Origin of the sequence: Anatilimnocola aquadivae (assembly GCF_049819085.1) — a bacterium.
Lineage (GTDB): Bacteria > Planctomycetota > Planctomycetia > Pirellulales > Pirellulaceae > Anatilimnocola.
Genome location: NZ_CP187419.1, coordinates 5,664,071 through 5,684,984, shown reverse-complemented (window position 1 = coordinate 5,684,984; position 20,914 = coordinate 5,664,071). Strand labels below are relative to the sequence as shown.

At 58.5% G+C, this 20,914-nt stretch carries 16 protein-coding genes; 4 read left to right on the top strand and 12 right to left on the bottom strand.

All coding sequences use genetic code 11. The features are described 5' to 3' along the window. Positions 1-7 precede the first annotated feature (7 nt). Positions 8-2,083 (top strand): sensor histidine kinase, encoded by a 2,076-nt coding sequence (locus NA78x_RS22390; protein WP_425614608.1) that lies wholly within the window; start codon positions 8-10, stop codon positions 2,081-2,083. Positions 2,084-2,114: 31 nt separating this feature from the next. Here the strand turns inward: NA78x_RS22390 and NA78x_RS22385 are convergent, their stop codons facing one another. From NA78x_RS22385 to NA78x_RS22345, 9 genes are all read right to left on the bottom strand, one after another. Next, positions 2,115-3,353 (bottom strand): PQQ-binding-like beta-propeller repeat protein, encoded by a 1,239-nt coding sequence (locus tag NA78x_RS22385; protein WP_425614607.1) that lies wholly within the window; start codon positions 3,351-3,353, stop codon positions 2,115-2,117. Between the two features lie 107 nt (positions 3,354-3,460). Beyond that, on the bottom strand, positions 3,461-4,348 hold the full coding sequence (locus NA78x_RS22380) for a sulfotransferase family 2 domain-containing protein (protein ID WP_425614606.1): 888 nt from the start codon (positions 4,346-4,348) through the stop codon (positions 3,461-3,463). A gap of 157 nt (positions 4,349-4,505) precedes the next feature. Then, positions 4,506-5,099 carry a 3-isopropylmalate dehydratase small subunit gene (leuD, locus tag NA78x_RS22375; RefSeq protein ID WP_425614605.1) on the bottom strand — a complete coding sequence of 198 codons (594 nt, stop codon included), beginning with the start codon at positions 5,097-5,099 and terminating at the stop codon, positions 4,506-4,508. Between the two features lie 6 nt (positions 5,100-5,105). Beyond that, entirely contained in the window at positions 5,106-6,062 is a 957-nt protein-coding gene (locus tag NA78x_RS22370) for a tetratricopeptide repeat protein (RefSeq protein WP_425614604.1), read from the bottom strand. A gap of 3 nt (positions 6,063-6,065) precedes the next feature. Beyond that, positions 6,066-6,488, bottom strand: coding sequence for a hypothetical protein (locus NA78x_RS22365; protein WP_425614603.1), 423 nt, complete (start codon positions 6,486-6,488; stop codon positions 6,066-6,068). A 16-nt stretch (positions 6,489-6,504) separates the two neighbouring features. Continuing rightward, on the bottom strand, positions 6,505-7,923 hold the full coding sequence (gene leuC, locus NA78x_RS22360) for a 3-isopropylmalate dehydratase large subunit (RefSeq protein WP_425614602.1): 1,419 nt from the start codon (positions 7,921-7,923) through the stop codon (positions 6,505-6,507). 170 nt (positions 7,924-8,093) lie between these two features. Then, positions 8,094-8,537 (bottom strand): hypothetical protein, encoded by a 444-nt coding sequence (locus NA78x_RS22355; protein WP_425614601.1) that lies wholly within the window; start codon positions 8,535-8,537, stop codon positions 8,094-8,096. 121 nt (positions 8,538-8,658) lie between these two features. Continuing rightward, a complete protein-coding gene (locus tag NA78x_RS22350; RefSeq protein ID WP_425614600.1) occupies positions 8,659-9,090 on the bottom strand; it encodes a hypothetical protein in 432 nt (143 codons plus the stop codon). A gap of 160 nt (positions 9,091-9,250) precedes the next feature. Then, the gene (locus NA78x_RS22345; RefSeq protein ID WP_425614599.1) at positions 9,251-9,661 is read right to left on the bottom strand and encodes a hypothetical protein; all 411 of its coding nucleotides are present in this window, start codon (positions 9,659-9,661) and stop codon (positions 9,251-9,253) included. A gap of 367 nt (positions 9,662-10,028) precedes the next feature. Between NA78x_RS22345 and NA78x_RS22340 the strand changes: the two genes are divergently transcribed. Continuing rightward, the gene (locus tag NA78x_RS22340; protein ID WP_425614598.1) at positions 10,029-13,505 is read left to right on the top strand and encodes a PVC-type heme-binding CxxCH protein; all 3,477 of its coding nucleotides are present in this window, start codon (positions 10,029-10,031) and stop codon (positions 13,503-13,505) included. On the opposite strand, the gene NA78x_RS22335 is transcribed toward NA78x_RS22340, so the two are convergent. Both NA78x_RS22335 and NA78x_RS22330 read right to left on the bottom strand, forming a co-directional pair. After that, positions 13,502-14,581, bottom strand: a complete 1,080-nt coding sequence (locus tag NA78x_RS22335; RefSeq protein ID WP_425614597.1) for a P-loop NTPase — start codon at positions 14,579-14,581, stop codon at positions 13,502-13,504. The two genes, NA78x_RS22340 and NA78x_RS22335, sit on opposite strands and share 4 nt — an antisense overlap. Positions 14,582-14,615: 34 nt before the next feature. Then, positions 14,616-15,086 carry a hypothetical protein gene (locus tag NA78x_RS22330; RefSeq protein WP_425614596.1) on the bottom strand — a complete coding sequence of 157 codons (471 nt, stop codon included), beginning with the start codon at positions 15,084-15,086 and terminating at the stop codon, positions 14,616-14,618. A gap of 620 nt (positions 15,087-15,706) precedes the next feature. Here NA78x_RS22330 and thrS point away from each other — a divergent pair. Then, the gene (thrS, locus tag NA78x_RS22325) at positions 15,707-17,893 is read left to right on the top strand and encodes a threonine--tRNA ligase (protein WP_425614595.1); all 2,187 of its coding nucleotides are present in this window, start codon (positions 15,707-15,709) and stop codon (positions 17,891-17,893) included. A gap of 65 nt (positions 17,894-17,958) precedes the next feature. On the opposite strand, the gene NA78x_RS22320 is transcribed toward thrS, so the two are convergent. Beyond that, a complete protein-coding gene (locus NA78x_RS22320) occupies positions 17,959-19,107 on the bottom strand; it encodes an EAL domain-containing protein (protein ID WP_425614594.1) in 1,149 nt (382 codons plus the stop codon). Between the two features lie 283 nt (positions 19,108-19,390). On the opposite strand from NA78x_RS22320, the gene NA78x_RS22315 reads away from it, so the two are divergent. Continuing rightward, positions 19,391-20,824 (top strand): diguanylate cyclase domain-containing protein, encoded by a 1,434-nt coding sequence (locus NA78x_RS22315; protein WP_425614593.1) that lies wholly within the window; start codon positions 19,391-19,393, stop codon positions 20,822-20,824. The last annotated feature ends 90 nt before the right edge of the window (positions 20,825-20,914 follow it).

The following is a 20,914-nucleotide window of genomic DNA, read 5'->3' as shown; positions in this document are numbered from 1 at the left end:
CTTTACTATGCGACGACCTTGGCACTACTGGGCAACCTTTTTATTGGGACTGGCCCTGGTCCTGCCCGCTTTCGCTTGGCTGACCATCAAAGCAATGGAGCTCGACCAGGCCAATGCGCTCGCGCGCCGTCAGGCTGAGTTGGAGCAAGATATTGGTCGCGCACTGTGGCGAATGGACGCACTGCTGACGCCCCTGCTCGCTCAAGAGGCCGCCCGCCCCGATTTTGTCTACCGCACGCGTTACGCCACGCTCGGCGAAGAAGAACCAGCATCGAAAGGTGCGAGCAAATCGCCCTTACCGGTGCAGACCTTGTCGCCTCTGGTTGCCGAGCCGCCCCCCTTTGTGCTGTTGCACTTCGAAGTGCTGCCCGATGGTTGCGTGGTCTCTCCCCAGGCTCCCGAAGCAAAAGATGCATCGTGGGCGCTGGCAAACGGCGCACAGCAGCAGACCCTTTCCGCCGCTGCTGAGCGTTTGCATGAACTGCAATTGGTGCTGGCTGACATGCCACTCGCCGATCAGTTGCCTCAGGAGACATTGCCCCTGGCTGGCATGGTTATCGATAACAATGCCGGCAACAACTTGGTCCAGAACAGCACGAATCCGCCGATCTACAACCGAAATTACACGCAGCCGAATGCTTATGGCAACAACCTCGCTCAGCAGCAAGTTCAGCCGGAGAATAACTCGCCAAGTCAGAATCCCGCACAGCAACCACTGCCGCCTCCCCAGGCCCCAGAACCTCCGGTGCAATCGAGTCAGATGGCCCGCGGGCCGGGACAAACGACTGGCCAGCAAGGTCGTCAGCAAAGCGACTTCAGCTACGAACAGCAACTGCTTCCTACGGGACGCGATGGCCAGCAACTGACTCAGGCCGAGACGCCGAATCAAGTGAGCCCCCGTTTTTCGGGCAGGTCGCAATCGCGCGCTGGCAACGATCTCGAAAATCGAGATGCGGCCTTGCAAGCATTCGCGCAGAAAGCCGTCAGCGAGCAACGGTTGAACCAACGCGTGGTGACGGAGGCAACGCCCGCGGTGGAAGGGGTGAGTCAGCCCTTGTGGCTTGGTGGTCGTTTGTTGCTTGCACGCCGCGTGCAGGTCGGCAATCAGGTGCGCGTGCAAGGTTGCTGGCTCGACTGGGATGCTTTGCAACAGCGGTTGAAGGACGAAGTGGCCGACCTGCTGCCGAATGTGGAACTGACGCCCGTCACCAGCACCGAGCCGATCAAGCTGAGTCGTCTCCTCGCCAGTTTGCCCGTGCAACTCACCGTGCCGATGCCCAATGTTTTGCCTGCACCCTTTTCGCCGATTCGTGTGTCGCTGCTCATCGCTTGGAGCTGTCTGCTCATCGTCAGCATTGCCGCTGCCATCACCCTACAAAGCGTGGTCACGCTCAGTGAACGCCGAGCTTCGTTTGTCTCAGCCGTGACCCACGAACTGCGCACGCCGCTCACGACGTTTCGCATGTACGCCGAGATGCTGGCGGGCGGAATGGTTCCCGAAGCGGAACAGCGGCAACATTACCTGGAGACGTTGCGCGTCGAAGCCGATCGCCTGGCACATCTCGTCGATAACGTGCTGCAGTATGCTCGGCTGGAACGGACGAATCCGAGTCGCCGCCGGCACGAAGTGGCCGTGCATGAACTTTTCGATCGTCACCAGGAGCGGCTCGCCGATCGTGCTCGCCAGGCTGAGATGAAACTCGTCGTGAATGCCGATTCGTGTGCCCACCAAACACTGGTGACCGATCCCCAGGCGGTTGAGCAGATCCTGTTCAACCTGGTCGACAATGCCTGCAAGTATGCCTGTCACGCAGCGAAGAAAGAGATCGAAGTCACCGTGACTTGCCAGCGAGACCAGTTGCTGCTCTGTGTCCGCGATTTCGGTCCCGGCATTTCCACAGCGGGGCGCAAGAAACTGTTCCGCCCCTTCTCGAAATCGGTTCACGACGCTGCGCATTCAGCACCTGGCGTCGGTCTTGGCTTAGCCCTTTGCGAACGATTAGCCCGCGATCTGGGAGGCCGATTGAAATTTCAGCCTGCCGAGCCGGGCAGCATCTTTTGCCTGCGACTGCCCCTTAAATAAGCAGCCCGACGCGTCCGGATACCTGGCGAAATCACTTCTTGCCAATGCAGTACAGCGTCGTGGTGCTGCGCACAAACAGTTGACCTTTGACGGGTGCCAGCGAGGCTCGAAAAATCTCGTCTTTGCCAGCCGGTATCTCACTCTCGGCGACAATCTTCAGCGCTTCGCCTGGCTCGATGGCGTACGTCTTACCCGCTTCGTTCAGAAAGTAAGCCCGACCATTGGCAGCGATCGGCGAGGCGCTAAACTTGCCCGCAATTCGCTCCTTCCAATAGACGTGCCCATCAACGGCATCGTAGCAACTGGCGATGCCATCCAAGCTGCAAACGATGATGAATTTGCCAATCACAATCGGCGAAGGACAATCGCGACCGCTCTTGCGGGGTGTATGCCAGGCCATGTGCGTGGCGGTAACGTCTCCATCGCCGCCCGGCTTCACGCAGTAAAAATCTCCGGGTTGGCCGTTCACCACGCAGAGCCAGCCGCCGGCGGGCGTCACAGTGGGTTCACCTCGCCCCGCAAAACCTTTGCAGAACCACAGCTCTTTGCCGCTCAACGGATCGTATCCTTGCACGCCCTCGTGACCATTCAAGACTAGCTCGCGACGATTGCCGCTGTTGATCACAATCGGCGTGCTCCAGCCTCGATGTTCGCGGCGTTTCGTCTTCCAAACCTCTGCGCCGGTCTTCTTATCGAGAGCAATCAGATAGGCGTTTACATCGGCGTCGCAATTCTGAATCACCAGATTGTCGACCAGAATCGGACATGCAGAAGTTCCCCAGGGACCTTCGAATTGCCCAAGATCCTTCTTCCAAAGGAGCTTGCCGTCGACCGTGTAGGCGTGCAATCCACCCCGACCAAAGAAGGCGACGACGATCTCGCCATCGGTCACGCAGGTGGACGAAGCCCAACTGTTCATGGCGTGAATCGGTTCGGGAACGCCCGTCGAAGCGGTCTGTTGCCAGAGGATCTTGCCATCCGTGCGCGAGACACAAAAGACGACTCGCTCTTTGCCTTTCTCGAGCGCTGCCGTCAGGAAGATCTTGTCTCCCCATACGACTGGCGACGATTGCCCACTTCCCGGCAGTGCCGTTTTCCAGGCAATATCCGCTTCGCTCCACTTCAGCGGCACATCGGTATCGGTGGTGTGTCCGTTTTCGTGCGGCCCGCGCCAGCGTGGCCAATTGGTTTCGGCTGAGGATTGGCTAACGACAAGACCCATCACAATGAGTGCGCACACGGCGCGCGAGAGCAGCGAAACCAGGCTCATGACAATCCTCTGCGGAAGGCGGGGCAGGGAACGTGGCGGGAACATTTGCAGCGGCAACCATTGGTTACGCTGCCAATCTTAGCAATCGATTCCCCACGGAGCCAGCATCAAGCTGCGCGGCGCTGTTCCGGCAAGCGGCATTCGTAGCCGAAGCGAGCAAAGTCACGGGCATAGAACTTCTCGCATTGCGCGAGGAGGTCCGCGTCGTAAAAGCCGCTCCAGTCAGCTGCCTGACCATCACGAAATCTGGCTGCCGGCCAGTCGGCGACGCATTCGGCGATATCGGCAATCGCATAGTCGCCCGAGTTGCGAATCGGGAGCGGCTGCGAGACATTCAGCTGACGCTGAACCGCAGCAAAGTCTTGCACCAGATTTTCCATCTGGCAGACCACATCGAACTCGATGCCACGCAGCAGACGATCTTGCTCGCGAAAGTGAGTATCGAGCTTTTCCAAGTTCTGCTTCGGCAAGCTGGCAACGAATTCACGAAACGTGAGGCTCCGCTCCTTATCGAGCGGCAGACCGCGCAGCCAATTCACGACGTTGCCGGTATTCAAGCAACCCGCGGCGACCTGCCCGCTGACAATCACATCGTAGGCAGGTGTCTTCACTTTCACGATCTTATCGAGATACGACGAAACCAAGCGCCGGAGCGGATGTCGTACAACGGTGAACTTGAAGTAGCTGGGGTCGCTCAGCACGCGCTCAATTTCTGCGGGTGAGCGCTGCTGCAGCGAAAACTGCTCACGCATCACTGTATGGGCATCGGGCCCTTTTTCGCCGCGAGCTTCGGCTGCTTCGTATTGCCGCGCGACTGCTGGCGAGAATCCACCATGGCGTAGCAGCCACGTCTTCACGCTGGTGCAGGCAGATTTGGGGATATAGGCGTAGACCACGCGCAGTTCGTCAGAGACCAGGCAAGTTTCGGCGCAGAAGCGAGCAGGGCCAAAGATCTGCTCGCTCACCGATCGCTTGAACTTGCTCAAACTGCCCATTTCGCAATCCTTCCATGGTCCTACCCGGCGCGCGCAGCATCCTGCTGGTGCGGAAACTTACGAAGCCGGGCAATTCCAGTCAAGATCAGCCAGCGAGGTGATCAGCTAGCGCCGTGGCTGTGCCTTAGGCCAAAACACAGCCCGGCACCTGCCATCGCTACGAAACCATACTGGCTTCGAAGGCCGAGATCTTGTCGGCATGTTTGAGGGTGAGGGCGATATCGTCGAGCCCGTGAATCATGTTGAATTGTCGCGAAGGGTCAATTTCGAACGTGAGATTCAGGCCGTAATCGTCCTTCACCGAGCAGTTCTGCAAGTCAACGTGCAGTTTGTAACCGGGATGCTTCGCTGCCCGTTGAAACAGGTCTTCGACCTGCTCTTCGCTGAGGCGAATGGGCAGCACGCCGTTCTTCGAGCAGTTGTTGTAGAAAATGTCGGCGAACGTCGGCGCAATTACGACGCGAAAGCCATAATTCTCGATGGCCCACACGGCGTGCTCGCGACTCGAACCGCAGCCAAAGTTGCGGCGTGTCAGCAGCACCGTCGCACCTTGCGCCTCGGGCTTGTTCAGCTCGAAGGCCGGGTCATCGGTCTTACCATCGCCGAGGTAACGCCAATCGAAGAACAGCATCGGGCCGTAGCCGCTCCGCTCGATTCGCTTCAGGAACTGCTTCGGGATGATTTGATCGGTATCGACATTCGCCCGGTCCATGGCGACAACCAGACCGGTATGAGTAGTGAAAGCTTGCATAGCAACTTAATTGGAAAGTGGAGTAAAACCAGGAATAGCCAGTAATCGGTCATAGGACTCACCGACAAACTGGCTTCGTTTGTTTTCAAAAAAAATAGCCCTGCGAGCCTCAGGAAAATTGTCAAAGGTTAGAAAGCCGTGGAGCATCAAGGTATCCGGATCCTCCGGTGAAATAGCCAGCGATCTTCTGCACGCTTCGAGCGCTTTGTCGTGGTTGCCGAGTTGAGCGAAGTTCATTGCTAAATGAAACAGCCCCGACACCGCAAATGACGTGTGAGTTTCACTGTCCAGTTCCAGTCGGTGCAAAGCTCGTTCCGCACAGTCAATCGCCGCTCGTCGATATTCCGCAGCATGCTCAGAGGGCGATTCCTCGGCTGCCATGGAGAATACCTCAGCGGCCTTCAGTAAAAGCTGGGGATCACTGCTGGACATCCCTTGGATTTCTTGTGCCCTGCCAAGTGCATCGCAAGCTCTTCCTGCACGGACAAAACATGTCAGGAGGAGAACTTCTTCCCACTCCGTTAAATCTCGCAGTCGACCGGCCTCCGTGAGAAACTCGATGGCGACGTTTGGCTCTCCCAGATGCGCCCAGCACAGGCCGCGGACATAGGCGACATCGCGCCCTTCCAGCGATGACTCATGCTCTCGGATTCGATCCAGAATGCCGTCCCAATCTTCCTTTGCAGTAAGTGCTTGCACTTCTGCTGCGAAATTTGCCGGCGCCGACGAGGTACTTCGGAGAGGGGTTTCTTCTTTGCGAATCGAGTACAGATCAGCAGATAACGCATCCACCCGGATCTGGTCCTTAGTAGTCATGGCGTACCATGGCGTCTCCATCTGATCGCGCAGTGCATCCGCTGCTTCCGTCTCATCTTGGCCCGCAAGAGTCAATCGGTGCAACTGCAACAAAAGTTCGACCGACTTTTGAAATGCAGCGTCAGCAATAGTAAAATTTGCAATCACAACTCAGGTCTCGTCCTTGTTCCAACCTTCGCGAGTATCGCCAATCGCATTCTGGTAATCCGCCAGCAACATCGAATTTCCCGGTTGAACAGTCGCGTGAATCGAGCTGTCCGGCCTTAATACCAACCATTCTGTCACATCTGACGCGGCAAAACTCCCCTCGCCGAATCGGAAGCACGCTAGCTCGTTACGACCACGAGCTTTCGGAGCCAACTCCTTCAATCGCTTAGGAACTAGAAAGTGAGGTAAGTCTCGCCAAGTAGGAGCGACCGACATGCCACCGTTACCCGGCTGCACATTTCCACTGTCATCAGGATGAATATCTGGGTTGGGATCAGGCGGCACGCGAACACCAAGCATGTTCTTGCCGGAGCCCACGACTGGAATCTCGTTCTCGTGAACCATGGCCCGGTAGAATCTCGGCATCGCACTTCCCGCTCACCTACGAATTGTAATCCCACTCGCGAATATCGACAAAGTGGCCGGCGACAGCAGCGGCAGCGGCCATCGCGGGGCTGACGAGGTGAGTGCGGCCACCTTTGCCTTGACGACCTTCAAAGTTGCGATTGCTGGTCGAAGCACAGCGTTCGCCGGGTTCAAGCTTGTCGGGATTCATCGCCAGGCACATGCTGCAGCCGGCTTCACGCCATTCGAAGCCCGCGTCGCGGAAGATCCGGTCGAGGCCTTCCTTCTCGGCTTGCTCTTTCACGAGACCGCTGCCGGGAACTACCATCGCGTGAACATGCCCCGAGACGTGGTGCCCCTTCACCGCGGCGGCAGCTTCGCGCAGGTCGCCAATGCGGCCGTTGGTGCACGAACCAATGAACACGCGGTCGATCTTCACTTCGGTCAGCGGCGTACCGGCCTTCAGGTCCATATATTTCAGAGCCTGATCGCAGGCTCGCTGATCGGTAGCGTCGGAATAATCGGTCGGGCTCGGTACCTTGGCAACGACCGGGGCAACTTGCCCGGGGTTCGTACCCCAAGTCACTTGCGGCGAAATATCGGCTGCCTTGAAGACAAGCGACTTGTCGTAAGTGGCCCCGGCATCGGTCGGCAGTTCTTTCCAACGAGCGACGGCTGCCTCGTAATTCTTGGGAGCGAAATCGCGACCCTTGAGGTACTCGTAAGTCTTTTCATCGGGGGCGATCATGCCGGCGCGGGCACCCGCTTCGATCGACATGTTACAGACCGTCATCCGCTCTTCCATGTTCAATTCGCGAATGGCCTGGCCGGTGTATTCGATCACCGAGCCGGTACCACCGTCGGTCGTGATCTGGCCGATGAGATACAAAATGAGATCCTTGGCCGTGACACCACGGGCCAAAGAGCCATCGACGCGCAGTTCCAGCGTCTTCGGCAGCGATTGCAGCAGCGTTTGCGTGGCCAGCACGTGTTCGACTTCGCTCGTGCCGATGCCGAAGGCCAGCGCGCCGAACGCTCCGTGTGTCGCTGTGTGGCTATCGCCGCAGACGATCGTCATGCCTGGCTGGGTAAGGCCGAGCTCGGGACCAATGACGTGGACGATGCCTTGGTTCTTGTCGTGAATGTCGTAGAGCTTAACGCCGAACTCTTGGCAGTTGTTGCGGAGCGTTTCGACCTGTTGCTTGGCAATCGGGTCGGTAAACGGCAAGCTGCGGTTCGTGGTCGGCACGTTGTGATCGGGTGTGGCGACCGTCCGCTCGGGTCGGCGGACTTTGCGACCCGCGAGACGCAGCCCTTCGAAGGCTTGGGCGCTGGTCACTTCGTGGACCAGTTGCAGGTCGATATAAAGAATGGTTTGCTTGCCCGCTTCAGCATGGACGACGTGGTTGTCCCAGATCTTCTGGAACATGGTGCGAGGCTTCTTCGCGGCAGTCATGGCTTTGGCGGCGAGCCAAAAAGCTCGCCCTCACTCGGGAAGTTAACGGAAGCGACATCCGGCGGCCCCTATGGCTTTCGCCGAATCTCTAAGTGTACCAAAAGCGGGTCTCCACGGCGAGACTTAGCGGCTTGCGGAAGTGGGCGAAATTGGGTGATTAATCTGACTGCTCAATGAAACCATTCACCCTTGCGCCATGCCTCTTGTCTTAGCTGGCGGTCCATCTGTTCTAGCGGCCAGTAGAAAGATTCCGCCCATTCAGCACCAAACCTATAACGTCCTTCGTAGAATTGAAAACCGTCTAAGGGCGAAGGTTCGCCAAAAACCCCTTCGGGCACGACCATCGCGAAGTAGCTCCCGATGTAGGCTATGGAAATGGAAATGGTCACCAGCAATGCGGCAAGGAGCGGAGGGGCTGAGCGAGTGGTGGGCATGTGGGAACTCATCGGGGAGTGGTTGAACTTGAGCTGCGATTCTTGCCATTCTCGCCAGGCGATGTATTGCTTTCCGGCGAGCGCAACGAGCGGTCCCGCAAGCAGAATCCCGAGCAAAAGCGTGCGGCGTGAAAAACGCAGTGACCTTGAATGGTGACTAGCTTCTTCAACATGAGCCATTCTGCCCGGGCACGAAAAAGCCCCGCCAGTGTGACGGGGCGTGGCCGACGGAGAAACTCATTTTCAGTTGACCGTCGTGGTCGATCTGCCCTCAATCACGTGGCAGGCGATGGCGAGTGGACTACTTCTTTTTCTTGGCCGTCTTCTTCGGAGCAGCGGGCTTCGTTGCAGTCTTCTTGGGTGCCGCTTTGGCGGCCTTTTTCGGCATGCCTTTCTTCACAACGGCCTTTTTAGGAGCTGATTTGGTCGGGGCAACCTTGGTGGGGGCAGCCTTCTTGGTCGATTTCTTCACGGCTTTTTTGGTCATCGACTTGGCGCTGGCCATGGCCTTGCTGGCCGTCTTCTTGGTGGAGGCAGCGAGCGACTTCACTGGTTCCGAGGCCGCGATAGCCTTGGCATTCGCGCCGGCGATTCCGCCGATTACCGCGCCCACGGCGGCTCCCACGGGGCCGACCAAGGCGCCGGCTGCTGCACCGGCCGCAGCGCCGCCAGCCATGCCCATGGTTGATGAAGAGGATGGTTCAGAAGGTGCCGCCGCTTTCGCTTTCGCCATACACGAATCCTTGTTTCGACTTGCTCAGTTCGACTCACTCAGGGTGCCAGTCCGACATCGGAACAGCAAACTCACTGCGGCTGATTTATACCACGGCCATTCGCTGGCAAAAGTCCAATCGGCATTATCTTCGCGAAGAAGTTAGATCTGTTGAGCCTGCCTACTTCACACTCCATTTGACGCCCTTTTTCAGCACGTACACTTGCATGTGTGGTCGCAGGTCACGGGCACGGGTGCGGCCGGGAGTGACGGTGAAGAAGATCTGCTCGGGAAACGACTCGGCGACCAAGTGACTGAGCTTGTCTTGCCCAGAGCCTTTCCAGGCAAAGACGAGGACCGTTTGCTTGTCGAAATCGACCTGTTTCAGCAGCGATTCGAGCTGTTCGGCGGCGAAGAACTCGGCCGCTTCTTCCTTCGACTTGAGTTCGAGAGGCTTCGCGCGAGTCGCTTTAGCAAAGGCTTCCGGTTTGGGCTGAACTGCGTCAACTTGCTTGATGGGGTCGTCAGCGGCGATCGCCAGCGAGACGAACCCCGAAAGCGCGATAGCGAACATATAGGCAACGATTTTCATGAGTGAGTTCCTAAACTGCGGGAGGACCATGCGGCACTAGGGAGGTTTAGACGATTGGAGTGTAGCGTTCGTTTATCAAACCGCCCGACGCCACGATGGCTTTCCTGATCGGCTCGCGAGAGTCGGCCTAAAGCTGCGACACCTCTTCCCGGGGGTGTTCACAAAACCCGGGTAGTTTGTGAACACGACCAGCAATATCTCTCGGGAACGGCGCGCTTTCGTGTTCACAAACCGGCTGGGCTTGTGAACAAGTTTTCTCCAGCGGGCCCCGCCTAAGGTCAACGGCTAACGAGACCTTGCTGGAATGGCGCGCGGCCGCCGGGTATCATCGCTGGCACCTACCTGCCTCTCCGCTGGAGCCCGCCTGATGCTTTCTGTTGTGACGTTTCGTGCCTGCCTGGCTAGCCTGTTGTGGAGTGTGGCGGCGGTGGCCGTTGCCGCCGACGGTGACTGGAAGACAGTGACCGTGCCGCAAGCATGGAGGGCTTCGCCCGGCGGCACCGACCTGCGACTTTGGTATCGAGCCGCGGTGCGCATTCCTAAGGAGTGGAAGGGGCGCGAAATATCGCTGGCCGTGGAGTCGGTCGACGATGCCCGCGAAATCTACTTTGCCGGAACCAAGATTGGGGCGCTCGGCCGTTTCCCGCCAAGCTTTCTAAGCGGCATTGGCGAGACTAAGCGGTTCGCGATTCCTGCCGACAAACTCAAGCCCGGCGAAGTGCACCTGTTGGCGATTCGCGTTTGTGTGGTCGACGGACGCTCGGGCTTCAATGTCGCGGCGCCGGTATTGTTTGCCGGCGATCAAGCGATTCGGCTGGCGGGCAACTGGCAAACTCGCACCGGCGATGAAACTGCCTGGGCGACAGCACCGGCCGAAGAACTCGGCAAGCTTGCTCCCTTCGAAAAAGTCGAGCCTGCCGACATCGTCGAGCGGGAATTGAAAAAACTGCAAGACGAAGCGGGGCCGCTTTCGCCCGAGCAATCGCTGGCCCACTTAAAGGTGCCCGATGATCTGAAGATTGAACTCGCCGTCAGCGAACCCGCCGTGCGTCAGCCTTTGTCGATCAAGTGGGATGCTCGCGGCCGCCTGTGGTGCGTGCAGTATCTGCAATACCCACATCCGGCCGGGCTCACCGCCATTAGTCGCGATAAGTTCCTGCGAACCGTTTACGACAAAGTTCCGCCCGCTCCGCCGAATCATTTTCGCGGTGAGGACAAAATTACCGTTCACGAAGATACCGATGGCGACGGCAAGTACGACCAACACAAAACCTTTGTCGACGGCCTAAGTGTTTGCTCGTCGTTCGAATACGGCGAAGGTGGTGTCTGGGTGCTGAACCCGCCTTACCTACTTTTCTATCCGGACAAAAATGGTGACGACGTTCCCGATGGCGATCCCGAAGTACACCTGGAAGGCTTTGGGATTGAAGACTCGCACTCGGTGGCGAACAACCTGCGTTGGGGGCCCGATGGCTGGCTATATGGTGCTCAAGGGAGCACGGTGACCGGCGATATTCGCCGTCCCGGCGAGAAGAAAGCCGTTCACTCGCTCGGGCAACTCATCTGGCGATATCACCCGCCGACGAAGAAATACGAGATCTTCGCCGAAGGTGGCGGCAATGCGTTCGGCGTGGAATTCGACGACGAAGGACGTGTTTTTTCAGGCCACAACGGCGGCAACACGCGCGGCTTTCACTACGTGCAGGGAGGCTACTATCAAAAGGGCTTTGGCAAGCACGGGGAACTGTCGAACCCGTACACGTTCGGCTATTTCGAAGCGATGGCCCATGCCAAGGTGCCTCGGTTTACGCACGCGTTCGTGATCTACGGCGCTGATGCCTTGCCGGCCCAGTACCACGGGCAACTGATGGGCGTCGCTCCGCTGCAGAGTCATATTACCCTGAGCAAGGTCCACGACGATCGCTCGAGTTTCAAGACCGAAGATGTGGGGCACTTGTTCACAAGCAGCGATCCGTGGGTAAGGCCGATCGATATTCAAGTCGGTCCCGACGGTGCCGTGTACATCGTCGACATGTACGAGCAGCGGATCGACCACGCCAGCCATTATCAGGGGCGCGTGCATAAAGAGAGTGGCCGGATTTTTCGCGTCACGGGCAAAGACTCAAAGCACGCCAAGGCTGAGGATCTGTCGAAACTGACCGACGAGCAACTGCTCGAACGACTGAACCACGTCGATCGCTGGCACCGACAGACGGCGCGGATGTTACTCGCTCAGCGACATAGCGAAACATTGTCAGAGACGCTCCAGGAACAGATTTTCGCCAGCGAAGGGCAGGTGGCACTCGAATTGTTGTGGGCCTTGAATGGAGTCGCCGGTTTGAATGACAAGCAGATTGAGCGATGCCTGGAACATCGGTCACCCGCCGTCCGTGAGTGGGCGGTCCGCATCGCCTGCGATGACGGCGAAGTCTCTTCGACCATGGCCAGGCAATTCGCGGCCTTCGCGTTGAGCGAGAAGAACAGTCGGGTTCGAAGTCAACTTGCATCGTCGGCCCGTCGCTTGCCGGCGGGGCAGTCGCTGCCGATTGTCAAAGCTCTCGCCGTTAGCGAATTGGGGCCAGCCGACATTCATTTGCCACTCCTTGCCTGGTGGGCCATCGAAGCGAATGCGGCCGGCGAACGAGATGCCGTGATTGCCTTGTTTGGCGACAAGGAATTTGCCGGTTCCCCGCTCGTGAAGGATCAATTGCTGGAACGCGTTGCCCGCCGCTATGCAGCGACTGGCCAACGAAAAGATCTTCTTACGGTTGCTCAGTTACTGCGAACTGCGAGCAAGGAAGATGCCGGCAAAATGATGGCGGGCATCGAAGCGGCCTTTCAAGGTCGCGCGATGAATCAACTGCCGGCGGAGCTTGTCTCAGCCATGACCGCAGCCGGTAATACCTCGCCGACGCTCCGTTTGCGGCAAGGGGATAAAGAAGCTGTGGCCGCCGCTCTGAAGGAGATTGGTAACGAAGCGGTCGATGCTTCCAAGCGGCAGCAACTGGTAGCCATCTTCGGCACCATCAATCAGCCCACGTGCGTCCCTGTGCTGCTCAAGCTGGTGAAAGAGTCTCGCAACGATGGGCTCCGCAGCACCGCGCTCGGGTCGTTGCAGTCGTATGGCGATGCCGAAATCGGCAAGCAAGTCGTCGCCGGTTTTCGCGATATGCCCGAAGAGGTTCGCTCGGTTGCGCAATCGCTGCTGGCCAGTCGGGGCACGTGGGCGAAGGAGCTAATTGACGCGATCGAGGCCGGGCAGATCGAACCGGCGAGCATTCACGAATCGACCGTGCGCCGTCTGCTGCTCAGCGATTCGCCGGCCATTCGCACGGCCTGCAAAAAGCACTGGGGAGAACTCGCGGGCTCCTCGAGCGAAGCCTTGCGAGCCCAGGTCGATCAATTGCTGCAAGTCGCGACAGGAGGAGCCGGCAATCCGTATCAGGGCAAAAAGCTCTACATGCAGTCGTGCGGCAAGTGTCACAAGCTGTTTACTGATGGCGGACAGATTGGCCCCGATTTGACAACTTACAAGCGGGACGACCTGCGCGGCATCTTGCTGAATGTGGTGAACCCGAGCGCCGAGATTCGCGAGGGCTTTGAAAACTACCTGGTGCAAACGGCTGACGGTCGCACGCTCAGCGGGTTCATCGCCGAGCAAGATGCCCAGGTGCTAGTGCTGCGCGGCGTCGATGGCCAAAGCCTGTCGCTGCCGCGCGACGAAATCGAAGATCTGCGGGCGGTCCCCATTTCGCTGATGCCGGAAGGGCTGCTCAGCAAACTCAGCGAGCAACAAATTCGCGACCTGCTCGCCTACATTCGCAGCACGCAACCGCTGCCTTAGCCCAGCATCGGCAATTGCATGCTCGGCGGCTTGCTCATGGTGTTGTCGGCGATGTTGCGCACGAGCGTGGTGACGATCTTTTCCAGGTAAGGTCCAAGGATCGGATCGTCGAAGTTGCCGAGCGTCAGGCCTTCGTCGCCATTGATGCGAATCTGCATATTGAGCGGCACTTCGCCCAGGAAGGGGACCTTCAACTCTTCCGCTGCTTTGCGAGCGCCGCCGGCACCGAAAATGTCGTAACGCTTGCCCGTATCGGGACAGATGAAGCCGCTCATGTTCTCGACCATGCCGAGGAGCGGAATGTTCACCTTGCGGAACATGGCGATGGCCTTTACCGCGTCGATGAGTGCCACTTGTTGCGGCGTGCAAACAACGACCGCACCGGTAAGCGGCAATTGCTGCGAGAGGGTGAGGGCGATATCGCCGGTGCCGGGCGGCATGTCGATGATCAGATAGTCGAGATCGCCCCAGGCGGTGTCTCGCAGGAACTGGGTAATGGCACCGTGCAGCATCGGACCACGCCAGACGACGGCCTCACCCGCGGGAACCAGGTAGCCCATCGAGATGGTGGGCATCCCCTGAAACATAATGGGCTGCAGCTTTTGATTTTCGATCACTGGCTTGCCACTGAGGCCGAGCAAGTGCGGAATGCTGGGGCCGTAGACGTCGGCGTCCATCAGGCCGACCTTGCAGCCGGCACGCTTCAGGCCGAGCGCGATCGTCGCAGCGACGGTGCTCTTGCCCACACCACCCTTGCCCGAGCCAACCGCAATCACGCTCTTGGCGGTCAGGCCAATTTGGCCCACTTTCACGGCGGCCCGTTCGTGCACGGCCAGGTTCACATCGACGCTAGTGAGCGAAGGCAACCGACGACGTAGCAACTCGATCAGGCGTTCGCGCATCTCGTTTTTGATCGGAGCGGAGTGCGTTGTGAGCGCCAGTGTGAGCGAGACCTTATCGCCGCTGACTTGCACATCGCGCGCTTGCTGCGTTTGCATGACGTTGCGGCCGGTTTCTGGATCCTTGAATTCCGCCAGCACTTTTTCGACAGCCACCACCGAGATATCGGAACTCATCCGCAAGGTCCTATGCAATTCAAAAGAGAGGTTGTTAGTGATTAACTGGTTGTTTGCTAACGGCGAAGCGTGCCCAGGGAAGTCGCTCCCAAATGGCTGCAGGCAAAGGCAGTTCCGCGGCCACTGTACGCCGCAGGTGTCGTAAGACCAGGCGCGCTGCCGTCGACAATTGCCCGGACCGTTCGATGGTCAAGAGCACGCCCGCTTCGCGCAGCAAAAGGAGCGCCTCGGGTTGGCTGGCAATCTCTTCCGAGCACAAAGCCAGGAAGCGAGCCGTGGGGAAGTCGTTCTGCCACCGATGGAGCGCCGTGATTGCGGACGAGAGATTCCCTTCGTCCACGCTGATGGCCGCGACCGAACCGGGGGATTCCCGCAATTGGCTTTCGCACTGCGGCAGCGAAATCACCGAACGAAGGAGCTGCCACCGGTTCTGTGGCAACGTACGACGCCAGGCCGCGAGCCAGCGCGTGGTCCGTTCGCAAAGAATCAGCCTGGGTGACGACATGCCAAAGTTCCGATTTGCAGCCTGCGATAGCAACAGACTCATCGTAGGAGTTAGGGGCATTTCTCACAACCGGCGAGGATGACGCCAGACACTTCCGAGAATCCTGCCGAAAAGTCTTGACAAAGAATCGCGGACTTTTGAAAATGTGGTTGCGAGTGGAAGTTGCCTCGTGCGCGCGATGAGAAAGTGTGCTTGCGGCGAAGGCGGAAGACAATTTCCTATTGCCTATCACAGAGGTAAACTCGCCGGGTTGGAAAGCGGGAGGTTTTTGGACAGAAAGAGTGAGTTCAAAAACGGCAAACTGCGACGCAAGTCTTTGAACGGGAATCACTTCGCAAGGTTTTGTGAAAAAACAACGAATCCAACAACCGTCGATTGCAGATACTGCGGAGTGGAAAAACGCGATTCGCTGAGCCGGCCGAGGGAGAGTGAACTTGAGCGGGGACTGCCGTGTCGAAACTACTTGACCGGTGGTTGGCGAGTCTTGGGTTTGCCTAGCCTGTCTTGTCGCAAACCATGGCGGACCGTTATGTTACGCGACGGCAGACGTTGTGCGCGCACACCCTTTGTAGCGGCGTGCCGCAACGTGCAGCCTGTCCCTCTTCAGGAAGAACGATTCGATGCTTAAGGTCAGTTTGCCCGATGGCAGTGTGAAGGAGTTTCCCGCCTCAACCACCCCACGAGCCATTGCCGAATCGATCGGCCCGCGTCTCGCCAAAGCTACGTTGGCCGCTGAAGTGGATGGCAAAGTCGTGGGTACCGACACCATTCTACCCAGCGAAGGGGAAATCAAACTGCGGCTGCTGACCCGCAAAGATGCCGAGGCGCTGGCCGTGATGCGGCACTCGTGCGCCCACATCATGGCCCGCGCGGTGATGCGGCTGAAGAAGGGTGTTCAGCTGGCTTTTGGTCCGACCGTCGACGGCGGCTTCTATTACGACTTTCAACTTCCCGAGCCGCTGACCGACGAAGATTTTCCCGCCATCGAAGCGGAAATGAAGAAAATCATCGCCCTCGACGAAGCCTTCGAGCGGATTGAAGTGCCCCGCGAGAAGGCGCTAGAGATCGTCAAAGGTCTCGACCAGCATTACAAAGTCGAGCACATCGAGACCGGCCTGGCGACTCATCCGGAACTGTCGTTCTATCGCCAGGGCGAGTTTATCGACCTCTGCCGCGGGCCGCATATTCCTAGTGCGAGCGCCGTAGGTGCCTTCAAGTTGCTCTCGCTGGCCGGTGCGTACTGGAAAGGAGATTCCGACAACGCGCAGTTGCAGCGGTTGTATGCCACCGCGTTCTTCACTCAGGAAGAACTCGATGAGCACATGAAGAAAATCGAAGAGGCCAAACGACGCGATCACCGCGTGCTCGGCAAGCAGCTGCAGTTGTTTACCTTGAGCAACGATGTCGGCCCCGGCTTGTGCCTGTGGCTGCCGAAGGGAGCGATGATCCGCTCGCAGCTCGAAGACTTCATCAAGCAGGAACTGACTCAGCGGGCTTACTTGCCGGTCTACACGCCGCACATCGGCCGCATCCAGATGTATCAGACCAGCGGACACTTTCCGTATTACATGGAAAGTCAGTTTCCGCCGTTCTACTTCGATCCGTTCATGCAGAGCGTGCAGCAACTCTTTGCGCTGCAGTTTCAGGGCAAGCTGACCGACAATCGCTTCATCGGTCACTTTGAAGAAGCCTTGAAAGTGAACATTGATGGCTTGGTGCCGATTTCGTTCGGGGGTTTTGGCAAGGCCACGACCGATGCCGACAAGATGCACATGATTAAGGAGTGGTTCGACGAGCAAGAGGCTTATCTGCTCAAGCCGATGAACTGCCCCCATCACATTCAGATCTATAAAGCTCAAAAACGGAGCTACAAGGAACTGCCCTTGCGGCTGGCGGAGTTCGGCTCGGTCTATCGATTTGAAAAGACCGGTCAATTGAACGGCATGACGCGCGTGCGCGGGTTCACACAGGACGACGCTCACCTCTTCTGCATGGAAGAGCAAGTGCCAGCGGAGTTCGAGGGCTGCATCGCGATGACACAGTTCGTGCTGAAGTCGCTGGGCCTTGACAATTACCGCGTGCGACTTGGCTTCCGCGATCCCAAGAGCGACAAGTACGTCGGCAGCGAACAGGTTTGGTCACGTGCCCAGAATGCGCTCGAGGATGTCTGTACTCGCCTGGGCATCTCGTACACCGCCGAGCCGGGCGAAGCTGCCTTCTATGGTCCGAAGGCCGACTTCGTCGTCACCGATTGCATCGGCCGCGAATGGCAGCTGGGTACCGTGCAGCTCGACTACAACTTGCCCGCGCGATTCGGCCTGGAATTCACGGCATCGGATAACAAGGCCCATCAGCCTGTGATGATCCACCGCGCGCCGCTCGGCTCGATGGAGCGTTTCATCGGCGTGCTGATCGAGCATTTCGCGGGTGCATTCCCGCTGTGGCTCGCGCCCGAACAGGTGCGCGTGATCACGGTCAGCGAGAAGAGCGAAGAATATGGTCGCAACATCGAGACGCAGCTGCGCATTCGAGGCCTGCGCGTGACCGGCGACTTCCGTCCGGAGAAACTCGGCGCGAAGATTCGCGACGGGCAACTGGAACTGATTCCTTACATGCTAGTCGTCGGCCCGCGCGATGCCGAGCAAGGAACGGTTTCGGTTCGTGATCGCTTGGAAGGAGATCTCGGCGCCATGTCACTGGATGCCGCTATCGCTCACCTGCAAAAGGAAATCGCCGAACGCCGCGTGCGCAAGACCTTCAGTGGCAGCGCGGGGTTGGTCGAGAAGGGTTCGTCGAACGAGTACTAGAAACGCAGAAGTAAGAATGCAGAACGCAGAATGAAGACAGCATCAGCACGTCTTTCATTCTGCATTTACGCGAGCGACGCCCACTGCATTGTTTGAGGTCGACCGTAGAGGTCGCCTTGGGCGAGTTGGCAGCCTAGTTCGCGGCAGGTCTGCGACTCGTTTTCGCTGTGAACGCCGGTGGCGATGATCTTCGAGCCGGCGGCAACAGCGGCTTCGACCAGTTGCTTGATCTGCTGTTGCCGTTGCGTACTGCGATCGACCCCGCGAGCCAGTGCCGGTGCTAGTTGCAGGTAGTCGGGGGCGAACTGCTCGTGCGCTCGCACTTGATTCTGCCCACTGCTGAAGCCGCCGTAGCAGACGCCCACGTTTAACTCGCGGAGCCTGCTGAGGAAATCGCGGAAGAACGGAATATCGACCACGGCCGAGTGCGGGATCTCAGCAATCAGCCGCTTGCCGGAGAGTCGCTGTTGCAACTGAGCGAGTGTCTCGGGCAAGCCATCGGCTCCCACTTCCGCAGGTTGCAGATTGACGAACAGGAAGTTCGCGCCGGTTGCTTCGGCCGCTTGTTCAGCGGCAAGCAAGCGGTGCAGCTGATGCCAGCGCTCGGTGAGTCGACAATCGACGCCTTGCAGCACGCGCTCGCCAGCGGGGATGTCACCCGAGTAGTTCTCGACGCGGCGAATCGCCTCGTAGCCGATTGGTTGACCGGTCGCGAGTTCCACGACCGGTTGAAACCTCGTGCGGAGACCGCGATGGAGCAGGCCTTCATTCAGCGAGCGAACGGCGAGAATGAAATCTCGCGACGCACGGTCTTCGGAGTTGGCGTCGCTGTCGTGTGAGGCCGATGATCCGCCATCCATCACATGCGTCACGGTAACCCGGGCCGATTCGCTGCTGGGAGTGCGGAAGCAGAACTCGGCATCAGCGAATGTGAGCAAGTCACCATCGGTCAACAAGGCTTCGGCAATCTTCTTGCCATTCACCAGTGTGCCATTGGTGCTACCGAGGTCCTTGATGCGAAAATGCTTGCCATCCTTACTGATGGAAGCATGCTCTCGCGAGACTCTCGTCGAGGGAACCTGGTAGTCGCACGATTCGTTCCGCCCCAGGGAAAAGGGGAACTTTTCAAGCACGATGGGTTCGCCGGGTGTCCCACCGACACGCTCCAGATAAGGAGCTTGTTTCGCTTCCGGCAACAGAATCTTTGTCCGCATGACAGCCCCGCAGTGGTTAGCGACCAGTAGTAGATGAGTCTGGTTCGACCAAGCCTGTCGAAAGTGGCGCCGGCAGCAGACAACCGCACCGCACTGCTACACGTGCCAACTGAAACCTACGTCACAATTTGCCGGCAGGCGGTGCCAACGGTGACAAATTATTTTTGGCCCAAAAACACAACCGACTTTCTGTAACCTAGGTTTGTGCCAGAGGCCAGGCTTCTGCGCGATTCGTGTGTACGTGCCGCCAGCTGCCGCCGGAACCTGCGGGTGAAAGCCACCGATGTCAGCTCGCCCTTACTCCATTTTGATTGTGTCGGCCGATCGCATCTTGCTGCGCCGGATGTCGAAGTTTCTCGACATCTTCGGATACGAGGTGCGCCAGGCGAGTGACGAAGCACAAACGCTGGCTGCCGCCGAAGCTCAGCCTCCGGACTTCCTGTTGGTCGATGGAGCGACCGAATCGCTGGCCTCGAAGCAGCTTTGCCGGCAGGTGCGACGTCTGGGCGCTCAGCAGGTCTTTACCTACTGCATGTTGCTGATCGAGTTGCCGGAAGTTACAGCGCTGACCGAATCGCTCGAAGCGGGCTTTGACGACTTTCTGTCCCGCGATGTGGTCTATGGCGAGTTGCTCGCGCGGTTGCGGGCCGGTGCTCGCGTGCTCGAGTACGAGCGGCGTCTGTCGGAACAAAACGGCCTGGATAGCATCACCGGCTTGGTCGAACGAAACTCCTGGCTGAAGCAGTGGCCCACCTGGTTTCAAGCATCGGGCAGCGAAAAAGCGAAAGCGCCGCCCGCTTATCTGGCGGTACTCGATTTCGATTCGTTCGGCCGCTTTGCTCGGGCCCAAGGCTTGCTGGCCTATCGGGAGTTGTTGCACGCTGCGGCTCAAACCATCAAGCGTTCGATTCCCTCGACGGCAATGCCTGGTGTGATGCACGAGAATCGCCTGGCGATTCTGTTTAGTGCGACGGATGATACCGCTGCCGAATCGCTGGCCAACTCCTGGCTGACGACGCTCAAGGCCACGCAATTGAAAGTGAACAACACTACGGTGAACGTCACGGCGAGCATTGGCTTTACCGCTGTGCAGTCTGAGGAACCGGCCGATATCGCCCTGCAACGTGCAACTGCTGCCTTGCAACTGGCGAAGATCTCGGGCCGCAATTGTGTCGTGCATAGTGACGAAGTCGATGAGGATCAGCAGAACTGGACCGAACTGGCTTCCGACGGCCGCTTGTTTGCCACCACGCTCGCTCGCGACGTAATGATCCCTTGCCCGGTGCTGATTGGTGCCGACGAATCGGTCGATCAAGGACTCGCGCTCTTCGATCAAACTCAGCTGGCAACCTTGCCAGTCGTGAATCTGGAAGGGCACTTGCTAGGGTTGATTACAGCCTCCAAATTGGCCAGCGTTCGTTCGATCGGAAATCGTCCGCGGCAAGCCTCGGTCCGGCTGGTGCGGCACGTGATGCAAACCGATTTCGCGAAGTTCGACGAAACGACTTCGCTGAACGAAATGATGGAGCACTTCGCCGAAAGCGACCAGGACGTGGCCGTGGTCGTGCGCGACCGTCGTCCAGCGGGCCTCGTCTTCTGTCAGGGCTTGGCCGCCCTCAACGAACGACTGAACGTGACTGCGTTTCAGCCCACCAGCGTGTGTGAAGGCAGCGAATATCTGCTGGTGCCGGAAGTCTATTCGAGCGACACGAACTAAGCTCGCTGGCGTGCACAAAACCGCAAGCTACCCTTGCGAGGCCGCACGATGCGCTACAATAGCGCCTGCTGCCTCACCTTGCGCGAGCCT